This window comes from Aquimarina mytili (assembly GCF_016735115.1).
Classification (GTDB): domain Bacteria; phylum Bacteroidota; class Bacteroidia; order Flavobacteriales; family Flavobacteriaceae; genus Aquimarina; species Aquimarina mytili.
Window position 1 is genome coordinate 825123 of record NZ_JAERQJ010000001.1, and the last position, 23521, is coordinate 848643.

At 33.0% G+C, this 23521-nt stretch carries 15 protein-coding genes; 6 read left to right on the plus strand and 9 right to left on the minus strand.

The window, feature by feature from the left end:
- The first annotated feature begins 140 nt into the window (after positions 1–140).
- The 5 genes from JJQ60_RS03655 (at position 141) to JJQ60_RS03675 (ending at position 7614) form a co-directional block, all read left to right on the plus strand.
- Positions 141–716, plus strand: coding sequence for a TetR/AcrR family transcriptional regulator (locus JJQ60_RS03655; protein ID WP_201916723.1), 576 nt, complete (start codon positions 141–143; stop codon positions 714–716).
- Between the two features lie 46 nt (positions 717–762).
- Positions 763–1545: an SDR family NAD(P)-dependent oxidoreductase gene (locus tag JJQ60_RS03660; protein WP_201916725.1), complete on the plus strand. Its 783-nt coding sequence runs from the start codon at positions 763–765 to the stop codon at positions 1543–1545.
- Positions 1546–1685: 140 nt separating this feature from the next.
- On the plus strand, positions 1686–3536 hold the full coding sequence (locus JJQ60_RS03665; protein ID WP_201916727.1) for a CocE/NonD family hydrolase: 1851 nt from the start codon (positions 1686–1688) through the stop codon (positions 3534–3536).
- A 32-nt stretch (positions 3537–3568) separates the two neighbouring features.
- A complete protein-coding gene (locus tag JJQ60_RS03670) occupies positions 3569–5437 on the plus strand; it encodes a DUF885 domain-containing protein (protein ID WP_394369531.1) in 1869 nt (622 codons plus the stop codon).
- Between the two features lie 200 nt (positions 5438–5637).
- Positions 5638–7614: an ATP-binding protein gene (locus JJQ60_RS03675; RefSeq protein ID WP_201916729.1), complete on the plus strand. Its 1977-nt coding sequence runs from the start codon at positions 5638–5640 to the stop codon at positions 7612–7614.
- A gap of 65 nt (positions 7615–7679) precedes the next feature.
- Here JJQ60_RS03675 and JJQ60_RS03680 read toward each other — a convergent pair whose 3' ends face one another.
- The 9 genes from JJQ60_RS03680 to JJQ60_RS03720 all read right to left on the minus strand — a co-directional run bounded on the left by JJQ60_RS03680 (position 7680) and on the right by JJQ60_RS03720 (position 22108).
- Complete coding sequence (locus tag JJQ60_RS03680) at positions 7680–8972, minus strand: HlyD family secretion protein (RefSeq protein WP_201916731.1); 1293 nt, start codon at positions 8970–8972, stop codon at positions 7680–7682.
- Between the two features lie 17 nt (positions 8973–8989).
- On the minus strand, positions 8990–11194 hold the full coding sequence (locus JJQ60_RS03685) for a peptidase domain-containing ABC transporter (RefSeq protein ID WP_201916737.1): 2205 nt from the start codon (positions 11192–11194) through the stop codon (positions 8990–8992).
- 45 nt (positions 11195–11239) lie between these two features.
- Positions 11240–12820, minus strand: coding sequence for a vitamin K epoxide reductase family protein (locus tag JJQ60_RS03690; RefSeq protein ID WP_201916739.1), 1581 nt, complete (start codon positions 12818–12820; stop codon positions 11240–11242).
- Positions 12821–12823: 3 nt separating this feature from the next.
- Entirely contained in the window at positions 12824–14107 is a 1284-nt protein-coding gene (locus tag JJQ60_RS03695) for a DUF6734 family protein (protein WP_201916741.1), read from the minus strand.
- Positions 14108–14182: 75 nt separating this feature from the next.
- Positions 14183–14374 (minus strand): hypothetical protein, encoded by a 192-nt coding sequence (locus tag JJQ60_RS03700; RefSeq protein WP_201916743.1) that lies wholly within the window; start codon positions 14372–14374, stop codon positions 14183–14185.
- A 450-nt stretch (positions 14375–14824) separates the two neighbouring features.
- On the minus strand, positions 14825–16273 hold the full coding sequence (locus tag JJQ60_RS03705; protein ID WP_201916745.1) for an alpha-amylase: 1449 nt from the start codon (positions 16271–16273) through the stop codon (positions 14825–14827).
- 28 nt (positions 16274–16301) lie between these two features.
- Positions 16302–17465, minus strand: a complete 1164-nt coding sequence (locus JJQ60_RS03710) for a SusE domain-containing protein (protein ID WP_201916747.1) — start codon at positions 17463–17465, stop codon at positions 16302–16304.
- 30 nt (positions 17466–17495) lie between these two features.
- Positions 17496–19166: a RagB/SusD family nutrient uptake outer membrane protein gene (locus JJQ60_RS03715; protein ID WP_201916749.1), complete on the minus strand. Its 1671-nt coding sequence runs from the start codon at positions 19164–19166 to the stop codon at positions 17496–17498.
- A gap of 11 nt (positions 19167–19177) precedes the next feature.
- Complete coding sequence (locus tag JJQ60_RS03720; RefSeq protein WP_201916751.1) at positions 19178–22108, minus strand: SusC/RagA family TonB-linked outer membrane protein; 2931 nt, start codon at positions 22106–22108, stop codon at positions 19178–19180.
- Positions 22109–22418: 310 nt separating this feature from the next.
- Here JJQ60_RS03720 and JJQ60_RS03725 point away from each other — a divergent pair, with 310 nt between their 5' ends.
- Complete coding sequence (locus tag JJQ60_RS03725; RefSeq protein WP_201916753.1) at positions 22419–23450, plus strand: LacI family DNA-binding transcriptional regulator; 1032 nt, start codon at positions 22419–22421, stop codon at positions 23448–23450.
- Positions 23451–23521 lie beyond the last annotated feature (71 nt).

Sequence of the window (23521 nt, forward strand, 5' to 3'; positions counted from 1 at the left end):
TTTGATAAAGCCTTTGACATCTTGTCAAGGGCTTTTAGCTGTAGAATAATGTTGAGATATGCTTTTATAGCGAATTTCTATTCATTTATTTTTAAGTGAATAAAAATTCATTTATATTTGCACTGAATATATAAATAAGGATGCCAAAGCTTAAAGATCAAAATAAAATAAACGCTATTCATAAAGCTACTATAGAATTGGTAACCAAAACCGGTTTTTCAGGCCTTAAAATGGCCGAGGTGGCAAAGAAGTCGAAAATTGCTACAGGAACTTTATATGTATATTATTCTAGTAAAGAAGAGTTGATTAATGACGTCTACGTAATCACTAAAAAAGAAATATCTGAGGCAATAATTAATCCTGATTATCTGAAAGATACATTTTACAAAACCTTTAAAGCGATGTGGCATGGATATTTTGCCTATTGTCTGAAGCATCCCGAAAAAATGCTTTTTGTAGAACAGTTTATTTATAGTGGTTATATCTCTGAAACCAATATCGCAAAGGCCGATGCATATTTTGAACCTCTTGATCAATTTTTAATTGATGGACAAAAACAAGGGTTTATTAAAGATGTAGACGTAGAAATTATGAAAGCGCAATTGCAAGGGGCCATTCATGAAATAATAAAAATGATAGTAAAGGGGCATATAGAACTTAAGAACAATGGAATAAATACTTGCTTTGAAATGGCATGGAATAGTATTAGAAAGTAATTTTTTTAACTAATAAACGAATAAATATTCATTAAAATAATTATAAATGAAAAAAACAGCATTAATCACAGGAGCATCAAGTGGTATCGGATTAGAATTGGCAAGAGTACATGCCTCTAAAGGAGATAATCTGGTTTTGGTAGCCAGAAACCAAACCAAATTAGAAGCCATTAAACTAGAAATAGAAAAAAAGTATGAGATTGATGTTTTAATTATTGTGAAAGATCTTTCAACTCCAAACGCGACACAATCGGTTTTTGATGAAACACAGCAAAAAGGAATTCAGGTAGATTTTTTAATTAATAATGCCGGTTTTGGTGATTTTGGGATGTTCTATGAAACCGATTGGGAAAAAGAACACAATATGATAACGCTTAATATTACAGCGGTAACCGAGTTTACAAAACTCTATTTGAAAGAAATGGTAAAACGCAATAGCGGTAAGATTATGAATGTAGCTTCTACGGCTGCCTTTCAACCGGGGCCGACAATGGCTGTATATTATGCAACTAAGGCGTATGTTTTACATTTTTCTGAAGCGATTGCTAATGAACTTAAGGATAAAAAGATCACTGTTACAGCACTGTGTCCTGGGGCTACAGAAAGCGGTTTTCAATCAGTTGCGCAGATGAAAGAAAGTAAGCTTGTAAAAGGTAAAAAGTTGCCATCATCAAAGTCAGTTGCTCTTTATGGTTATAAAGCAATGATGAAAGGAAAAACTGTCGCGATTCATGGGTTTATGAATAGAGTGCTGGCAAATTCAGTTCGGTTTATGCCTAGAAAAATGGTAACCACAGTAACAAGAAGCGTACAGGATAAAGCAAAATAATTTATTTTTTGATATAAAGAAGCCCATTACATCTCTAAAGATGCTTTTGGGCTTTTGTATTTTTGGCTGTTAAAGTCTCCTTAAATTATTCTGCTCACCCTATCAATTTTTTATCTTCAGCCAAAACTAAATTTTCACTAATGCAATTCATCAAATTTATAGCACTAAGATTTTTTTTCTTCCTATGTTTTCTATATGGATCTTCTCAAGATTCCGATGTTTATGTCGTTAAAGATCATTATACTAAGCAAGAAGTTGATATTGTAATGCGAGATGGTATTAAACTACATACCACTATTTATTCTCCAAAAGATACTTCAAAAAAGTATCCTATTCTTATGCAGAGAACTCCTTATAGCTCAAGACCATATGGTGATGATCAGTTTAGATCTAAGATAGGTCCCAATGAGTTTTTGATGAAAGAAGGTAATATAATCGTATATCAGGATGTTAGAGGTAGGTGGATGAGTGAAGGAGTTTATGACAATATGCGAGCCTATATTCCTAATAAAAAAGGCAAACAATTTGATGAAGCCAGTGATACGTATGATACCATCGACTGGTTAATCAAAAATGTAGCCAATACTAATGGAAAAGTTGGGGTTTGGGGTATTTCGTATCCAGGATTCTATGCTACTTATTCTTTATTAGATGCGCACCCGGCCCTTAAAGCTGTATCTCCGCAAGCATGTATTGGAGATTTTTATTTTGATGATTTTCATCATAATGGAGCATATTTGTTAAGTTATTGGAGAGCTACTGCTGTTTTTGGCTATGAAAAGACAAAACCTACAGCAGAAGCATGGTATACCTTTCCCGATTTGAAAAGCGAAGATCAATATCAATTTTTTCTTGATGCAGGACCTTTAAGTAATTTGGATAAATATTATAAAGAGGATAATGTATTTTGGACACAACTTAAGGAGCATCCGGATTATGATGATTTTTGGCAGAAAAGAGGAATTATTCAACACCTAAAAGATATTAAACCAGCCGTTATGGTTGTAGGAGGGCTCTTTGATGCAGAAGATTTATATGGTCCTTTTGAAACCTATGAAAATATAGAAAATAAAAGTAAGAACTATAATATTATGGTTTTTGGCCCATGGAGCCATGGTGATTGGGCAAGAACAAAGAAAAGACAAACCATAGGTAATGTGCATTTTGGCGATGATCTTTCTTTTAATTTTCAAAAGAATATTGAGACTAAATTTTTTAATCATTTTTTAAAGGGTGAAGCTGATGATAATTCTGGCTTACCCGAAATTCAGATTTTTGATACAGGGAAAAAAGAATGGAACTCTTTTGATAGTTGGCCACCCAAAAATGTTGAAAAGAAAACGTATTACCTAACATCAAATGAACAGTTATCGGAGAAAATGAGTGGTGGTTTTTCTGAATTCATAAGTGATCCAAAAAAACCTGTTCCATATTCTGAAGATATTAAAATGGTATTTACACCAAGAAAATATATGACCGATGATCAAAGGTTTGCAGCGCGCCGTCCAGATGTATTGGTATTTGAAACTTCAGTACTTACGGAAGATATAACGCTATCGGGAGAAGTGTTAGCAAAATTAAACGTTGCAACAACAGGTACAGATGCAGATTGGGTTGTAAAGTTAGTAGATGTATACCCAAATGATACTAAAGACACTAAAGACACACAAGAATATTTAAAGATGTCTAACTACCACATGATGGTGCGTAGCGAAGTCATGCGAGGAAGATATAGAAATAGTTTTGGCAAACCAGAACCTTTTACACCTAATAAAAAGACAGATGTAAATCTTAAGCTACAGGATGTACACCATACTTTCAAAAAAGGGCACAAAATTCAAATTCAGATACAAAGCACATGGTTTCCCTTAATCGATTTAAACCCTCAGACCTATGTTGACAATATTTTCAAAGCTGGTGCATCTGATTTCGTAAAACAAACCCATAAAATATATCACGATTCTGAAATAGAAGTTATGATATTGAAATAGAATAGCGTACTAACCCATATAAAATCAGTAAGATGAACACAATGAAAAATACGGCATTACTTCTTTCCTTTCTTTTCATATTTTCGAATTGTAAGCAGGAAATCAAAGAATCAGAAAAAGGCAATGCTGTTTCTGTTGATGTTATAGAACAACATTCTAAGAACTTAAATGATTGGTTTGAAGCACAATTTCAGGAAAATGTTACAAAATCGCCAATGACACAAACGTATCTCGGTATTAAAACTGATGATTATGGAAAATGGGATGATGTATCATCAAAAAAAATAGCAGAAGATCATGAGCGAGCAAAAGAACGTCTTGCTTATCTCAAAGACTCTGTTGATGTTTCTAAACTAAACGAAGCAACCGCATTAAGCTTTAAGCTTATGAAACAGGATCTTGAAAACACAATCGAGGATTACCAATATCGATTTTATGATTATCCCATAAATCAAATGCATGGAATGCAAGCAGAAATCCCTGCTTTTTTAATAAACATGCATAGGATTAAAGATAAAAATGATGCCTTAGCTTACATTTCAAGGTTAAACGGAATGAATACCTTATTTGGACAGGTCGTTGAAAACTTAAAAATTAGAGAAAAAAACGGAGTTCTACCGCCTAAATTTGTATTTGCTAAAGTTTTAGATGATAGTCGTAACATTATTATTGGAAAACCTTTTGATAAATCTAATGAAGAGAGTACGCTCCTTGCCGATTTTAAAAGAAAAGTAGAACCGCTGGAGCTTTCTGCCGAAGAAAAAAATGAATTGTATGCCAAAGCAGAAAAAGCCTTATTAGAAGGTGTAAAACCGGCATTTGAGAATCTTATCGTGTTATTAGAAGGGCAGCAACAAAGAGCTACTACAGAAGATGGTTGCTGGAAATTTCCGAAAGGAGATGCTTTTTATAACAATGCACTTAAGCGTACCACAACAACAGACATGACAGCAGATCAAATTCATGATCTTGGTCTAAAAGAAGTTGAACGTATTCATAATGAGATGAGAGATATTATGAAGCAAGTAAAATATGAAGGTACGTTACAAGACTTTTTTAAGTATATGAAAGAAGATAAGAAATTCTATTTTCCAGACACTGATGAGGGTAGAAAGGCATATATGGAACAGGCAGTTGGATTGATCGATACCATGAAATCTCGATTGGACGAATTATTTGTTACAAAACCTAAAGCAGATATTGTAGTTAAAGCTGTCGAGGCTTTTAGAGAAAAAAGTGCTGGAAAGGCATTTTATCAAATGGGTACGCCAGATGGCACAAGACCAGGAACCTACTATGCTAACTTATATGATATGGAAGCTATGCCAATCTATCAAATGGAAGCATTAGCGTATCATGAAGGTATTCCTGGACACCATATGCAGATTTCAATTTCACAAGAGCTACAAGATATTCCAAAGTTTAGAAAATATGGAAGATATACAGCTTATGTAGAAGGTTGGGGGCTATATAATGAGTATTTACCTAAAGAAATAGGAATGTACGGTGATCCATATTCTGATTTTGGAAGACTGGCCATGGAACTTTGGAGAGCTTGCAGGCTAGTTGTTGATACTGGGATACATGTCAAAAAGTGGAGCAGAGAAGAGGGGATTAAGTATTATACAGATAATACTCCTAATGCAGAAAGCGATGCTATAAAGATGGTAGAACGTCATATCGTAATGCCAAGCCAAGCTACTGCTTATAAGATAGGAATGAATAAAATTCTGGAGTTACGAGAAGATGCAAGAAAAAAACTTGGGGATCGGTTTGATATTAGAGAGTTTCATGATGTTGTATTAACTAATGGAGCGGTGCCTCTTAATATCCTTAAAGAGTTGGTTGAAGATTGGATTGCTTCAAAAAGCGTGAGTAATTCACAAGAAGAAAATTCTTAACCGCAAAAAATTATAAAAAGACTTAATTTGTTATCATAGGCCTTTCTGTATAGGAAAGGCTTATTTGTATAGCATTGATTTGTGGTTTTACCATAAAAAATTGTAAGAAAAATACTATTAAATAATATTAAAAGTAAAATTTTGTGTATTTTGTGGTGTAAATATGCTTTTTATCATATTTATCCCCCAAAATAAATGAAATGAATAATATAGTCTTAACGTATTTAACCTTGCTTCTGATGAGTTTCTCAATGTTCTCGCAAAATCAGGTGTCTGGAGTTGATCTTTCGAAGATTAAAACATTAAAAGATTCTTTGAGTTTTGATAATGCAGTCCGTGATTTAAGAGAACTTATTGCAGAAGAACAATTAGACCGGGCCCAAACATTATCTAATCAACTTGTTACTATTGGTAACACAATCAAATACAAAAAAGGATTAGGTCTGGTTTATAAAGAAAAAGGCGTGATTCGTAATAAACAGAATAATACGATAGCGTCTGATAAAAATTTCTTGAAAGCAACATCGTATTTTCAAGATATCGATTATCTTGAAGGGTTGGCCATTGTATGTAATGAAAGGTTTATTATTGAGCAAAGTAAAGGTAACTTTGAAAAAGGAGCCGACTATCTTTTAGAAGCCAAATTATATAGAGAGCAACTCAAAGATAGTATTGGGTTATCCAGTATTTATAATAATTTGGCAATAATCTATAAGGAACTTAAAAATATAACTTCGTCTGAAGAATATTACATAAAATCTATAACGCTTAGGAGACAATTAAAGCTAAAAGGCCTTGGGCTGGTGATGAATAATTTAGCATTGTTGTATACTGAAAATGGAAATCTTTCAAAAGCCAAAAGCTTGTTGCCTGAAGCATTGAAGATTAATAAACAAGAGAATGATATAAGACATACGGCCCAATCTTATAGTATTATGGCCAAAGTTGCACTGTATAACGAAAACTATCAAACTGCAAAGAAATATTATGACACTACTTTATGTGTAGCAAGCCAAACCAATTTTAAATTGTTAGTTATTAATGCTAAACAACAGCTTGGTATTATTGCCCTAAAAGAAAGAGAATTTAATAAAGCTGAAGAGTTGTTAAAAATATCGAGAGATGAATTTAGTAAAGTTAATGCTGTGCCATTACTATTGAAAAATTACATGTTCTCATTTAAATTAGACTCTACAAGAGGTAATTTGTTAAGTGCCATACATTGGCAAAAAAAATATCAAAAGCTTTTAGATGAAAGAATGTCTGATATAACGGCTAAAAAAGTAGAAAAAACTAAGTCGCAATATGAGGCAGAATTAGAGCAATTAAAATTAATTGAAGCACAACAAGAGAGAGAGCGTGAAACAAAAGCCAAGTTGTTTCAGTTTCGTTTAATAGCCTATATAGCTATAGTGGCCGTTTTGGTTATTCTTACATTTTTAATTTTAATCATAAGAACTCGTAATGAAAGAAAGAGATTAATTACCATGTTGGATAACTCTAATAAAGTAAAAAACAAATTATTCTCCATAATTGCGCATGATTTAAAAAATGAAATTAACGGGCTAGAAGGTAGTCTTAATTTGCTTAAAGAAAACTCTATTTCTGAAAAAGAATTTAAAGAAATCGTTCCTTTACTCGCAAGCGGAACCCATCAAACTTCTATACTTTTGCATAATTTATTAAATTGGTCAAAATCCCAATTAAAAGAGTTAAACGCAAACCCTACCACTTTTGATATATCAGAAGTTATTTGTGATAAGTTTACTTTTTTTGAGCAGAAAGCACAGAAAAAAAATATTAAACTCATTAATAATTTAAACCCTACTATTATTTATGCAGATAAAGATATGTTTGCTATTGTTGCTCAAAATTTAATTGCAAATGCTATTAAGTTTTGTAATTCTGGCGATTCTATAGCATTACTTTCTGAAGAGAAAGATGACCTTTTTGAAATTTGTTTTAAGGATACTGGCATTGGGATAGATCCAAATCATATTCATAAATTATTTGCTGAGGATACGTATACAACACCAGGTACTCAGAATGAATCAGGGACAGGTCTTGGACTAAAAATTTGTAAAGAACTTATTGAGCTTAATCAAGGTAAGATTGAAGTGAAAAGCACTCCGGGTTCGGGGAGTATTTTCTGTATATCATTACCCAAAGCTGCTTAATAGTAGTTCATCAAATAAGAGCAAAAACGAAACACAGTATTGATTTCTTTGATTGGTAATGTATACTATTTATCTGCTAATTTTCTGAATTGATAAAAGAAGCGCTCCATTAGTCTAAGATCTTCTGTAACAATCTCTACTACACCTCTCATTTCCTGTTTAAAAGGAATTTCTTTGTTATAGGTAGTAATGAGTTTTTTAGGGAGCTCAACGTCTATTAAATACAATCCATTTTTATCGGGTAAAAGCGATATGTGTTTTACGTTACCTTTTAGCGTTCCAAACTCGTCATCAGGAAAATTCTCTAATCTAATATTAGCAACTTGTCCTATTTTTATTTTTCCCGAGTTTTGTGAAGGGGCTTTTATTTTTGCTACATACGAAGAGTCTTCCGATGGAATTACAATAAAAACAAGATCTCCTTGAGTTACGGTTTGATTTTTAGTCCAAAAATTAAGGAATGAAACCCTGCCTTCGATATCAGATTGAAGCACATATTGCAGCTCCCAGTCTTTGATACTCTTTTTTAATTGATCAAAAGATTGTAATACTTTTTTAAATAAGTTGATTTCCTCTTTTCTTTTATTGATCTCTGTACCTTTTGAAGTTTTAGTAGCGTTACTAATATTTTCTTTTATCTGAGATAATTGTACATCATTATTTTCATAATTACGTTTAACCTGAAGATAATCTAGTTCCTTGCTTTCATATTCTTGTGCGGAGATAACTCCTTTTTCGAATAGGTTTTTTTGACGTTGTAGTTCTTTTCTTTTAAAATCTAATTCAGTTTTTCCAAGCTTTTTCTGAGCCATAAGGCTTTGCTGTCTTCTATATAGTTCTGATAGTGATATTTGATTTGCTATAGCTTCATTAGAAAATGGTTGCAACTCTTTGTTAAGAATGTATTCAGAATAACTATTTTCAAATAAAGCAAAACTGGTTTCAATATCGCCAAGAAATAAAACAGGTAAATCTTCTAAAGGGAAAGTAAAAGACTTGTTGTTTATTTTAATAGTATCTACAATAGATTTTAATAAAAAGACATCTTTATAGTTTGCAGAACTCTGCAAAATAGCCAATGGTGTATTCTGTGGTACAATTTGATTATCTTCAACTAAGATAGATTCGATTTTCCCACTTACTTTGGCATACTCCTTTTGAGGAGGAATCTGGGTAGTTATGATTGCTTCAGCAGGAATCACATCTGGATATTTGATTAACCAAGAAAGAAACAATAGTAACAATACTAAGATTAAGATCAATAAATTTCCCCATCGTATCATCCAATTAGGAACTCTTGTCAAAATCTCTTGGACTTCTTCACTACGTAACTGTATGTCATCAATAGTTTCTGGCATAATATTTTAATTGAGCTTTACTTACCTAGTTCTAGCTGGTTTTTTACTAAGTTATAATAGTTTCCTTTTTTCTTGATCAAAGCCTCATGATTGCCAACTTCAACAATCTTTCCCTTATCTAATACAACGATTTGGTGTGCATTTTTTACAGTACTTAATCTGTGAGCTATAACCATTACAGTTTTGTCTTTAAAAAAGGTATCTAATTTTTCCATGATTACCTTTTCATTGTTGGCATCTAATGCAGAAGTAGCTTCATCAAAAAATAAGAATTTAGGGTTTTTATAGACAGCTCTGGCAATAAATAACCGTTGCTTTTGACCCGTACTTAATCCTACACCTTCCATCCCTATTTTGGTGTTATAAGATAAGGGAAGAGTTTCTATAAATTCTTTGATATTAGCAACATCAACAGCATGCGCTAACTTTTTCTTATCTACATAATCTTCTCCTACAGCAATATTATTCGCTATAGTATCATTAAAAACATAACCTTCTTGCATTACCACTCCAAAATGATTTCTCCAGGCCTTTTGAGAAACATTCTGAAGATCATGAGAACCAATGTAGATTTGACCATCGTTGGGTTCGTAAAACTTAAGCAAAAGTTTCATTAAAGTAGTTTTTCCACTACCACTTACTCCCACTACAGCTGTAATCTTATTAGCTGGTATTGTAAGATTCAGATCTTCTAACACATTTTTGTCTGACCCAACATATCTAAAACTTAGATCTTTGATGTTAAAATTAGAATTTTCAGGGATTTCTTTTATCTTTTCAACTCCTAATTGTTCTTCGTCTTCTTTATTATGTATTTCTCCTAAGCGCTCGAGAGAGATTTGGGCATCTTGTAACTCTCTTAAAAAATTAATTAATTGAGAAATAGGAGCATTTAATTGACCTACAATTGCGGTAATTGCCAGCATCATACCTAAGGTAATATCTCCATCAATAACAAGTTTAGCAGAAAGTACAGTGATAAAAATATTTTTAAGCTCATTTATAAAAGAAGAACCTACGTTTTGATATTGTTCGAGAGCTAAGTTTTCTATAGATATTCGAAACAGTTTTGCCTGAACAAACTCCCAGTTCCATCGTTTTCTTTTTTCCGCATTATGAAGTTTTATTTCCTGCATCCCATTTACCAGTTCAATAACTTTGCTTTGTTCTTCACTAATTTGCGAAAATCGCTTATAATCGAGTCTTTTTCGTTTTTTGAAGAAAATCAATATCCAGGCAAAATAAAAAGTACTTCCAACTGCAAAAACACCAAAAATAGGAATGCTATAATAAATCAAAACAATACTAAATACAATTAGATTAACCATAGAGAATAAAACGCTCAAGGAAGACATGGTTAATATTTGTTCAATACGTTTATGATCATTAATTCTTTGCAAAAGATCTCCTGTCATTTTTACATCGAAATAGGAGATTGGCAGGTTCATTAGTTTGATAAAGAAATCAGAAATAAGAGAAATGTTTATACGTGTACTAAGATGTAAAAGAATCCAACTTCTCAAAACATCAATTACTGTCCTACCAACAAATAAAGAAAGCATAGCAATTAGTACGAGGTATACAAAATTTAAATCTTGATTTTTGATACCAACATCAACGATACTTTGCGTTAGAAATGGAGTAATAAGTTGCAATAAACTACCAGCTCCAAGACCTAATATAAGTTGAAGTATAAACGCTTTATATTTAAAGATATATTTAGAGATAAATTTAAATCCAAATTTTTCGTCTTCTTCATCTAAATCGTCATTATAAAATTTTGGAGTAGGTTCAACTAATAAAGCAATACCTTCTTCGGTATTTTCATTGGCATTATTACCTATCCAGGCTTTGATAAATTCTTCTTTAGTATATGTTATTAAACCATGGGCAGGATCAGAAACAAAAATTGTGCTTTCTCCTTTTCGATTGGTTTTGACTTTATATACAACTACATAGTGTATTTTGTTCCAATGAACAATACATGGCAGTGGTACTTCTTCTAATTTTTTTAATGAAAGTTTAACTCCCAGAGATCTAAAACCAATTTGTTCGACTGCATCACTCAATCCTAAGAGAGAACTTCCTTCGCGAGTTGTTTCGCTTAGCGCTCTAAGTTTTTCTGTATTGAGAATTCTACCATAGTGCTTAGCGATAATCTTGATGCAAGTTGGTCCGCAATCTTTGGCTTCAGTTTGTTTGTAAAAGGGAAATTTTGGCATTAAACGTCAATAATTAATCTGATTTATGTGATAAACTGATCCTTTTTATTCGAGAAGATCTTCTACAAAGAAAAGTAATTCTTTTCTATTATACTCTTTTGGATATGATTTCCCATCTATTAGAATTTCAGGAGTGAAGTTTTTATTATGATTGATACACCATTTGTTTTGATTTTCTAAAGTTTTAAAATAGTTTCCATTTTCATTTTGACCCCATTTTTTGAGCCAATCCTTAAATTGTAAATTTAGATACACATCATGCATGGCTTCCAGGCATTTTTCTTCACCTTTCTCAGTGTATATTTCTAGTAATCTAGCAGTAACCTTTGCGGTATCATTATCTCTATCCATAGTTGGTACATTAAAACGTACAATTATTTGCATCTCTTCAATGTTTTTGCGGAATAATTGCTCAACAAGTGTATGCACCTCTTTACAATATCCACATGAAGGATTTGTGATCACTGTAATACTTAGTTTCGGTTTTTCGGTTTTATTACCAAGTATAATTTCATTTTGATCAATAACTCCAACGGGAGAAACTTCAGACTTTGATAATAATGTATTAAATAGGGTGAAATTTCTTTTGAATTTATAATGATCGATTTTTAACGTTTTTAGCTCTATTTCCTTTTTCAGTAGAGGCAAAATATACGACCACCCTACAGATACTAATGAAAAACTAAACAACAATAGAGATAGTGCCGAAAAATCAAATGATATATTCTGTATACTGAAACCAGATAAATATATCGGTATTATTTGAAGCCAAAGGACGGCTACAACAAATAAGCATAGAGTACACCAGTTTTTTACAACAGTATATTGATAAACAATAGAATATAACGTAAATGGAATACTTAATAGACCAATAATATAAATAAGATCAAAACTGTTTTGGCTTAACAGAAATAAGAAACTTGAAAAAACCAGACTTACAAAATATACTATCCCTGCATCACTCAATTTGAATATCCCTAATAACGATGCACCGTTAGAGTTTAGTACTGCATCACAATCCACCTTATTTTGCCCAGAAGAACAAAATCGATCCAAAGTATTCGACTGTAGTCCCAATTCTTTTAAAATGATCAAAGCACTAAATACAGCGCCTATGATGGATAAACTGTAGTGTAAAAACTCAGATAAACTTGGTTTAAACAAAAAAAATAAAGTAATGAATAGGAGAGAGGTGAGTACTGTTGCTCCTATCTTAGTGTCATTATTTTTTGCGGTAGTGCTAACTTCATTTTCATTTGGATCAATAACTAAGATAATCCCCGTCCAGATTTTGAGAAACTCTTCATCGGTAAGCACTTGTGTATATTCTCTACTAAATACAAGATTAATCTTATCCTTTTTTCTGATAAAAAGCACAAAATGCTCACCAGTATCATTTTTGATTTGTGCAAGAAAATAAGATTCTAATTGTGATAAAGTCTCGTTATTGGTAGGAGCCTGTACGGCAATATTTTCTATATTAAAATGATCTAATACGCCCGTTATAGAGTGAAGGCTAGGGTAGGTAGGATGGCTTAATAATTGAAATTTTACTTCTTCCTCATCTACGGTAATTTTGTTTTTTCTTAGAAGTTTGTAAAGAAGATAAACAACAGAGTCTTTCATAAATTATGTTAGTGTTACTGGATACAAAATTTCTATAAGTAATGTTTTTTCTAGTACAAAGGACATAATTTTATTTTTAAATTTTGATAAATCGTTTTGAAATTGTTTCATAAAATTTTCATCCTGAGACAATTCATCATACAATTCTTTCATGGATACGGGTTCTAAAAAGTATAATAAAATAGAATCCCAGCCTTCTAACTCTTTTTTGTGCAACCGTTGATCGTAAGGAATAGTGTACTCTACTGTTATGGGATCAGAATTAAAATCGATAGTACATTTTTCATTGATTTTAAACTTAATATCCCAAAGCTCCTCTATTGATGTGTTTTCGACAAGATCATAAAATTTATGTAGATATTGAAGTCGTTTTTTAGAAATTTTTCCTGCATGGTATTGATCTCCGTATTCCTTTTTTATTTTTGTATTTAGGTGTTGATAATACTCCGGGAAATGGTAGCTTAAGCGAGCTTCTATTTGTTCGCATGCAAAAATCGATTTTTTTGCATACCCAATACAGTGTATATACTGAGATGAAATGGGTACAGAACTAAAATCAATAATTTCTGCAAAATCTGCAGCGACTTCATCAAATAAGTATTGTACGTTCAGGTTGTTTTTTTCTGTTAGGGCATAACCCAACTGCTGTTCGAAAATAGTATTAAATATACCAATATCAAGATTTTCTAGATGATCAGTATTGGTATTAATTAGATTGAAGGCTTTGTCTTTAAGTTCTTTAAAAAAATCAAGATTTTTTCCTCCAATTAGTCCCGCATTATGAGCTAATATTTTTTGATTTTTGTGAAATGTTGAAGTTAACTCATCTGGTATCCAATCAAAATTAGCCAGCATATATGCAAATGCTTTACTGTAGTTAGGGAAGTCTTCTTCTATATTTTGTGCAATAATATCATAATCATCAATTTGATACGAGATTTTATCCCAAATAAAAATATCATTGTCAAGGTGAATAAAAGGTTCGTTTTGAGCTGCACAAGCTACCAGTTTACCAATGGCCCATAATTTTGGATTGTAATCATTAAGAGCATCCAATTGGGTATGAATTTTAGAATAGGGAAGTTCTAGAAAATCCTGAAACAATTCTTTACCTCTTTGATCGGTATATAGTTCATTTTTAGTATAAAATTTATTGATGGTCAATGCACTTAGTGCAAAACTGTAAAAGGCATGCTTTTGATTGGGCCATCCACCATTAAATCTTGCATTAGTGTCTTCTGAATTGTGATACGCTGGTTTGGTCCAAAAACTTTGAATAACTTTCATTAACTGTTGTATTTAAAAAAGAGGATGTTAGAAACATCCTCTAATAAATAATTAGATTCTTTTTGTTGAGAAAAATTATGCTCTACAAAAATTAACACTTTGGTTGTCCCAATATAAAACACCACAGCTACCGCCCCATACTCCAAATGGAGGGTACGTTCTGTCTGATGGACATTTTGGGTAAGGACAAGCTCCATAACCGGTATAACCTCCAGTAATTTCTTTAGCTTCAGCCTTGTCTAAAATTTCACATTTGATTTTTTTCAAAATCTCCGATTTTTTCATAATGATTTGTTTTTAAATGATTAATAATACTCTAATCTATATAAATAATAATCGGGATGAAAAATGAAAATCAACTCTAACGATGTAGTGTTAATAAAGACTTTGATTTTGTAGGTTTTTTAGGATAATTTATTATGAAAATTACACCTTATGCTCAATTTATTTGCAGCATTTACATAATTTCAAGTAATTATTTGATGAATTTTTAGGTTTCTGCTTTCGTACTATAGATGTCATCATTTTTATAACATAGAGTCAAAGCGTATGCTTAGGTTATAATTGAAGTGTAGCCTTAACTATAAAAAGAATAAAGAACGTGATATGATTTGGAGAAGGAGGGAGGTATGAACGAGTGTATAACAAAAAAAAGAGTGCTTACAATAAGCACTCTTTAATCATTTTGGCTAACTCAAAATGTGTGAATATCATTCATTATTTTGTAACAGACCAAATAGCATAACCTCCTGCTGGTGCTTGTAATAAAGCATTACCTTCACCATCGGTAGTTGGAGTAGCTCTCGAGTTATCTGTATAATCAACTAAGGTTCTGTTTGCCCAGTTCGTTTTTACAGTACGAGTTTTGGTTTGTCCACTAATGTTCATGTATAAGATTAGTCCTGGATTATCTCCGCTACCACTTCTTTTCATGATATACTCATCTTTACTAGCTTCGATAACTTCTACATCACCAACTGCTAAAGTATTATAGATTTCTATAAGAGTTTTTAATTGATCTCTGAACGCTTCATAATCCAAATAGAAAATAGTAGGATATCCATCATGAGTAAGAATATAAGAGTATGCTAATAATTTTTTTGCATAACTAATTCTGTTGTCCTCATTTTCATCTTTTTCAGTATCATGATTAGCAACAAAAGTTACAGCCATGTCTGGATCTAATTTTCTTAACATGTTATCTGCATCACCTAATGCCGTAAGATCTTGAGCTCTATCAAGAGTTTCATCTAATCTATAGAAACAAGCAAAGTCAAATGCTGGAGAACCAGAGGCGTCTACCCAATCCTTTAAAACATCTTGGTTTCCATCGAAGTTTTCTCCTACAGAGAATCCACCTACTTTATTATTCCATTCTGTTACCCATTTTGGAGCAAAACTTTTTACATAATCAAAACGCCACCCATCAAAACCTAAAGACTTATAAAATTCTGCTACAGAGTCATCTCTTTTCCATAACCAGTCTTGCACATAAGGTTGGTCATGGCATAAATCAGTTTTTTCAAAGAATAATGCTTGTTCATCATTAGCATGAATATCATTAGGATGAAAATGCTCGTATGAACGGTTAAATTTACCAGAAGCATTACCGTTTGCTTCATTGAATAAACTGAATACTTCAGTATCTCCAGGTCTAAGAGGGTTATCTTGTAATCCTCCTCCTGAGTTGTGTCCCATTACGATATCCGCAATAACACCTATACCGTTAGCATGAGATTTTTCAATAAGGCTTTCTAGTTCTTCTCTAGATCCAAAACGAGTTTCAACATTTTCATCACCTCTTTGGCTAAACTCACCTACATCAAAATAATCCATTGGGTCATATCCCATAGAAAAAGATCCTGAAGCACCTTTACCAGGTGCAGGTAGCCATATTCTATTTACTCCTGCGGCAGCATAATCTTCAATCTTTTCATTGATTACATTATACCAATCGCCAATAGGTTCTACATCCCAATAAAAAGCTTGCATAAATACTCCTGCATCTTCTTTTTTAAATTGGTTAAGGTCCATTTTTAGGAACTGGCTTGTTACTTCTCCGTCATTAACTGAAGTGTCGTCATCATCAGAACAACCGGTCAATCCAATAACCAACCCTCCTAGAAGGAGGATGGTTTTGGTTGATATATTTTTAAATTTTTTCATTTCAACTTTTTAAGGTTTATCAATCAGATTACTCTACAGGAACTAATAAGTAACGTCCATCTAGGTCATTAAACCAAATGTCATATTTACCAGCAGTTACAGGAATTGCAGGAGGATCGCCATCGGTAATACCAACACCTGTAAGTTCTGTTGTACCACCCCAGTTTCCTGGCCAGTCATCACTATGTCTGAACTTTAATGGTCCGTCAAATAAATCAACTCCTTCTAAGTACCAAATATGAGGGTTAAATGCAGATTGAGTCATATCAGTATCAGGAGCATTCCAACCACTATCATCACCGGTTCTTGCAGCTCCAATAATACCAATTGTAGTATACTCAGGCTCTGTAGTAATAGTAAACGGAGTAAAAGAATATGTTAAATCATCAATATTAACTGTTAAGTCATAATATCCAGTTGCAGCAACTTTAAATGCACCAGGGTCACCACCAAGAATATCACTGCTGGTAAATCCACCACCATCTAATCCCCATTGTGGTTGCCATGCTCCTTGGGTTTCTAACAGTTTAAATTCGTCTCCACCACCATCAGTACTGAAATATCCTCTAAAATGGAAAACATTTTCATTATCAGGATCTCTAAATAAATAGGTATTTGTAGAAGTCATTGCTCCTCCATTTTCCCAATCATCATTATTAGCAGTACCATCTTTGTTTGTGTCTACAGAATTACCAACTAAGAAAAGGTTCTTTACAGGTACAACTGTAGCATAAGGTGTAACTACAACAGAAATTACATTCGACTCGATACCAGATCCGCCATCGGTTCCGATAGAAGAAACTACTCTTAATTGTATTGCACTTTCAACATCTGGTAATAAACCTATAGTAATCGCTAAATTATTAAGATCTCCTATTGTCCAAGTATAGAAAAGATCATTAGTTGTTGCAGCAACCTGGGGAGTTTCAAAATTAGTTCCGCTAGCTGCAGCTTCTATAGTATATGTAATTGGTGTATCAACATTATATGCAGCATCTTTCCAAACAAAGGTAAACGCTTGTTGATCTGCCAGGTCTTTGTTAAGAGTAACTTCTGTTGCAGCAGGAGATACAATTAGCGGTCCTTCAGATTGTTCTTCCTGTATTACAAATGTAGGCTCTTCGTCTTCTACACATGCATTGAAGCATAACGATGCTACAAATGCAAACATTAAAATTGATATTTTTTTCATGACTGTATAATTTAAATTTTTCATAGTTTATTAGAATCCTGGATTTTGTCCAAGGTTTGGATTTGCCGATAGGTTTTGAGCAGGAACTGGGAATAGTTTAAATTGCTCTCCAATTGAAGATCCATTAGGAGTACCTCCTTTATATCTCCAATTATATGCTCCTCCTGTATACAAACCAAATCGAATCAAATCTTGTCTTCTGTGTGCTTCCCAATATAGCTCTCGCGCTCTTTCATCGATTAGAAAGTCTAGAGTCAATTCTGGATCTGTAATGTTTCCAGAAGTATCTCCAAAAGCTCTTTCTCTTAGTGCATTTACATATCCTAAGGCAACACTTCTATCTCCACCACCATTTCGTAAGTGTGCTTCAGCATACATTAAGTATACATCTGCTAATCTAAACATCGGGAAATCAGTGTCGGCAAAAGTAACATTCGGTGCTGGTTCACCTGTTGATTTAATATTAGAGTATTTGGTTACCAAATATCCTCTAGTGAAATCAGTAAAATCATCGCCAATTTCTATTGGTCTATCAACTGGTGGATCTGTACTGGTTGGGTCAGAGCTTATATCCTGAGTAACTAAAGCATTTCTACTATCATTTTGGAAAAGAGGATCAGTTACAAATTTTTCAGAAAACTGTCTTCTAGCTCTATATAATGTTGTAAATCCTTCTACTCCTAATGACGCTGGAGTTGGTTCAAATCCTGGTGCATTTTGTTCTCCTTGTATAATTAAAGATGCACCTCCAAAGTTTCTTACAGAATTACCATCTCCAACAATTGGAAATATGATTTCATTCTGAGCTCCATTAGAGTCATTGTCTGCATTAAAATTGTTTAGGTAAACAGGGTTTAATGAATATCCGCTATTGATAATTTCTTCACAAACACGTAAACAATCTGCATAACGTCCATTACCAGCACCTAAATACACTTCTGCATTAAGATATAATTTGGCTAGAATCATTTTTGCTACTCCTTTGTCTGCACGAGCATAATTTTGACCTGGAGTTACAGCTAAAAGATTTGCATCTGCAGCAATAAGTTCTTCCTCTATGTAGTTAAACAACTCTTCGTCTTTGATTTCAGGTAGTCTTGTAAATCCTACTTCATCATTCTCGGTAGCAAAAGGAGCTCTTCTGTATAAATCTAATAAATGATAGTATGATAGAGCTCTTAATACACGTGCTTCTGCTCTAAAAATTTGTATTTCATTTCTTAAATCTCCAGCAACTCCTCTTTCATCTAGTTTTCCGTCAGTTGTTTGGCGTAAAAACTCATTTGCCAAAGAAATTTGGAATGATGCTCTCGAGAAAAAACTAAGTAAAAATACATTGTTGGCATCCCAAGAGTTTCTTTGAATGTCTGCAATACCAGGGTCATTTTCGTAAGACCATATTACTTCGTCAGTAGAAACGTTTTGTAGCGAAAACAAACCTCTTACATATTGACTGGTTCCATCATCAATTCCTTCTAAGTTAGCTGTTTCGGGTCTACCGTCAGCAGTTACATCAAGTCCAATTAGAGAAAGGTTAGCATAAACCCCACCTAAAGCATTTCTGTAGTCATCTCTATTATTGAAGACATCACTTGCCAGTAAATCATCATCATCTTCTAATTCGATATCTAAATCACCTTCGCAAGAAGAGAAGATACCTATGAATAGAAATGCGTATAAAAAAATCTTATATAGTTTCATTTCTTATTTTTTTAAAATTTATAGTTTATTCCAAACAAGAGAGAGCGTCCTCTTGGGAAGATCGTATTGTCTACACCATCATTTTGGATTTCAGGATCCAAACCAGTATAATCTGTGATTACAAAAGCATTTTGTAAACCTGCCCATATTCTAAGGCTTGAAACTCCTCTCATGATATCTCTTAGAGTATATCCCATTGTGATGTTATCCATTCTCAAGAAAGAAGCATCCTCTATATAGAAGTCAGAAAGTATAACATCTGGTGTACTTTGAAAATTAGTATCTAGTACAGAAACTGGTGTGTTGTTAAATACTGATCTAACTATGTTCCCTAATTGCGCATTTGATGATGCTACATTATTATATATTTCAGCACCTAAATTTGCTCTCATGCTAAAACTAAAATCAAAGTTTTTATAATTAAATCTCGATTGAAGTCCCATGATATAATCTGGGGTACCTTTACCCGAAACGTATCGGTCACTGTTGTTTAATAAACCATCTCCATTTAGATCGGCATAAGCTCCTTCAATTGGTCTACCTGCACTGTCATAAATTTGAGCAAATGTATAAAAGGAGTTTGGAGCTTCACCTTCTCTTTGTACTTGAATGGTGTTACCAGTTCCTCCACCGATATCCTTAGTTAAGATATCTTGTCCAAATGCTAATTCTTCTATTTCTCGATCTATAAAAGTAGCATTATAGCTTACATTCCAATTTACATCATTATTTCTTATGATATCGGCACTGACAGAGAATTCAATACCTTGTGTAACAAACTTACCGATATTTTGGAAACCTTGGTTAGAAAAGTTAGCTCCATCTGGTATTGGTGCTTCAGAAAGTAGATCTTTAGATTCTTTTTTGAAGACATCTATTGCACCACTAATTCTGTCGTTTAAGAAACCATAATCCAGACCAAGGTTGTATTCTGTGATCTTTTCCCATTCGATTCCTTCATTTCTGAACTGAGGTTGTACAATGTTAATTACTTGTCCATCAAGAATATATTGAGTAAATGGACTTCCTCTTCTATATCTTTCTAAGTAATCGAATCCATTATCACCAATGTCTTGCTGACCTGTAATACCGTATCCTAAACGTAGTTTTAAGTCACTTAAAACAGATGAGTTTTTTAAGAAGTTTTCTTCGCTGATCTGCCATCCAAACGATGCTGCAGGAAAATATCCCCATCTATTATCCGGTCCAAATCTTGAAGTTCCATCTCTACGGATAGAAGCTGATAAGAAGTATTTATCATTAAACTTTAGATTCGTTCTTAAGAAATATGCTAATAATACGATATCCGGACTAATTGTTCTTTCAGTAAGAGCATTTGGGTCACGCTGATTTCCTGTTTCTATTTTGTCAAAATCGAATTTCTGATAAGAATAACCTCCTGTAGCTTCAATATCTAAACCACCAAGAGTTTTGTTATACGTTAAATACGTATCTAAAAGTCGGTTTTTGAGTAATAAGTCTGTATCAGATTTAGAACCAAGTAGTTCTCCTAGCGTAGAGTTAAAACCTAATGCACTTTGCGTAGAAACGTCTTTAAAACGATCTGTTTCACTATCATCTACACCGATGTTCACTACAGCGCGTAAATCAGGAAAGAAATGCAATTGATAATCAAGTTTTACATTACCGTAGTAACGTCTAACATTTGCAATTTCTCTTGTTTGTTCTAACTCAGCAACTGGGTTTCGTTGTACATTTCCAAGCGCAAATCCTGTAGCTGGGTCTCTGTATTCAAAAAAGCCTCCATAACGAGTATCTGTATCAAAAACAGGCTGTGTAGGGTCAAATGTAATCGCAGCTCCCTCAACACCTGGTGCAAATCTATTCTTTTCGAAGTTTAGGTTTGCGTTTATATCTATTTTAAGATGATTGTTAAATAGTCTTGGGTTTAAAGAGAGAGAAGTAGTCGTTCTTTCAAATTTTGAAGTTTTTCTTAGACCTTCTTGATCTGACCTTCCGATTGCGACACGTGTAGGTAATACATCGAAAAGAGATCCACTTGCTGATAAAGTATGTATAGATGAATATGCCGTACGGTAAATTTCATCTTGCCAATCTGTATTAGCATTACCTAATTCATCAACACGATCAGGAAAGTTTTCTTGAATAAATTCTCGATACTGGCTAGCCGAAAATACATCAACAGTTTTATTAACTCTTTCCACAGTTGTTTGAGAATCTAAACTGATTTGAAGTTTCTTCTTTCCTTTCTTAGTAGTAATGATAATAACTCCATTTGCACCACGATTACCATATATTGCGGCAGATGATGCATCCTTTAGAATAGAAAAAGATTCTATATCATTTGGATTTATTGTCGAAAGAAGAGATCTAGAACCATTAGCCAAATCATCTGGATCATTTAATGGTAAACCATCAATTACAATTAATGGATCATTTGATGCATTTAAAGAAGCACCTCCTCTAATTCTAATTTCCGAGTTTCCTGCAGGACCACCATTTGTATTGATGTTTACACCTGCTACTCGTCCGTTAAATAAATTTTCAGCAGTAACATTGTTACCTGTATTAAAATTTTCTGATGTTACAAGTGCAACAGATCCGGTAAGGTCTCTTTTTCTAGAGGCACCATAACCGATAAGTACTACTTGTTCAAGTTCTGCGGCGTCTTCTTCTAATGCAATATTGATTGTAGCTTGACCGCTGTAAGCTACTTCCTGTGCTATAAAACCAACATAAGAGAATACTACGATATCCCCTTGGTTAACATTGCCTAAAGAATAATTACCATCAAAATCAGATGATGTTCCATTTGTAGTTCCCTTTACAATGATATTTACACCAGGAATGGGTTGACCACTTCCTGCATCAGTAACTACTCCATTGATAGTTGACTGCGCAAAAAAGCTCATTGGTATCAACCACAATAAAAACAATGCGCTTTTTGTAAATGTTTTCATAAAATTAAATTAGTTTTTGATTGTTTTAAATCTTATATTTTCACTTTCCTGCAACCAAAGTATGTAAATTTTGTGTTAATTTTTAGAGAAGCTGTAGTCTGAACCTTACGAAAACGTTTGCGTGTGGAAAACTTTTAAAATTTCGTTAAAATTTTAAGTATAATTATGACCATATAGCATATTTTCGCCTTCAAAATTGACTTTTAATTAAAAAAGGACTGCCATAGACCAAATTGTGCTAAGTTACGTTGGGATTGATTAAATTGCAGTTAGCCACCCTTTTGGGTTGTAAAAAAAATAAGTAAGATAAATGAAACAAAAAGTTACGTTAAAACAAATTGCAAAAGAGCTGGATGTTTCCATTTCTACAGTATCAAAAGCATTAAAAGATAGTGTAGAGATAAGTTTGGACACTCGTCAAAAGGTAAAAGCCTTCGCTAAACTGTATAATTACAAACCTAATAACATTGCATTAAGTCTTAAGAATAGAAAGACAAAAACCATTGGTGTTATTATACCAGAAATTGTGCACCATTTTTTTACTACGGTGATTGGAGGAGTAGAGAAGGTGGCTAACGAAAAAGGGTATAATGTAATTATATGTTCCTCAAATAATTCATTTGACAAAGAGGTAATTAACATGGAAATGTTAGCTAGTGGTAGTGCAGATGGATTTATTTTATCAGTAGCCAAAGAGACACAGCAAAAGAAAGATTATCATCATATAGAAGAAACGATGAGTCAAGGGATGCCCGTTGTTCTTTTTGATAGGATTATCGATGAAGTAGTTTGTGATAAAGTAATTATTGACGATGCGAAAGGAGCTCAAACGGCTACAAATCATTTATTATCAATAGGTTGTAAAAAAATAGCTATTCTAACTACAGTTGATTATATAAGCGTAGGTAAATTAAGAACAAACGGATATCTTAGAGCCTTACGAGCATATGATATTCCTGAAAATGAAGAGTTTATTCTTAAAATCGAGGATATTGATAATTGTGAATCAGAAATCGAAGATTTTCTGAAAAATAAAGATGTTGATGCTGTATTTGCCGTAAATGAATTATTTGCTGTTACCGCAGCTAAAGTTTTAAATGAACAAGGGAAGAAAATTCCAGATGATGTGGCTATTATAGGGTTTACTGATGGTATATTATCCAAGCATTTTATCCCAAGTTTAACAACAATAAGTCAGCATGGAGAAGATATGGGAGTTCGAGCTGCAAAACTGCTAATTGATAAGCTAGAAGGGGATGATGCTTTAACCGAAGAGTATAGAACAGTTATAATTGATACAAATTTAATTCATAGACAGTCAACAAAAAAAACTAAGGAGTGATCCTTTTTATTCAAAAATTATAATATCTTTGGCCCCAGTCAAAACTTATATTTTCACTTTCTACATTTAAA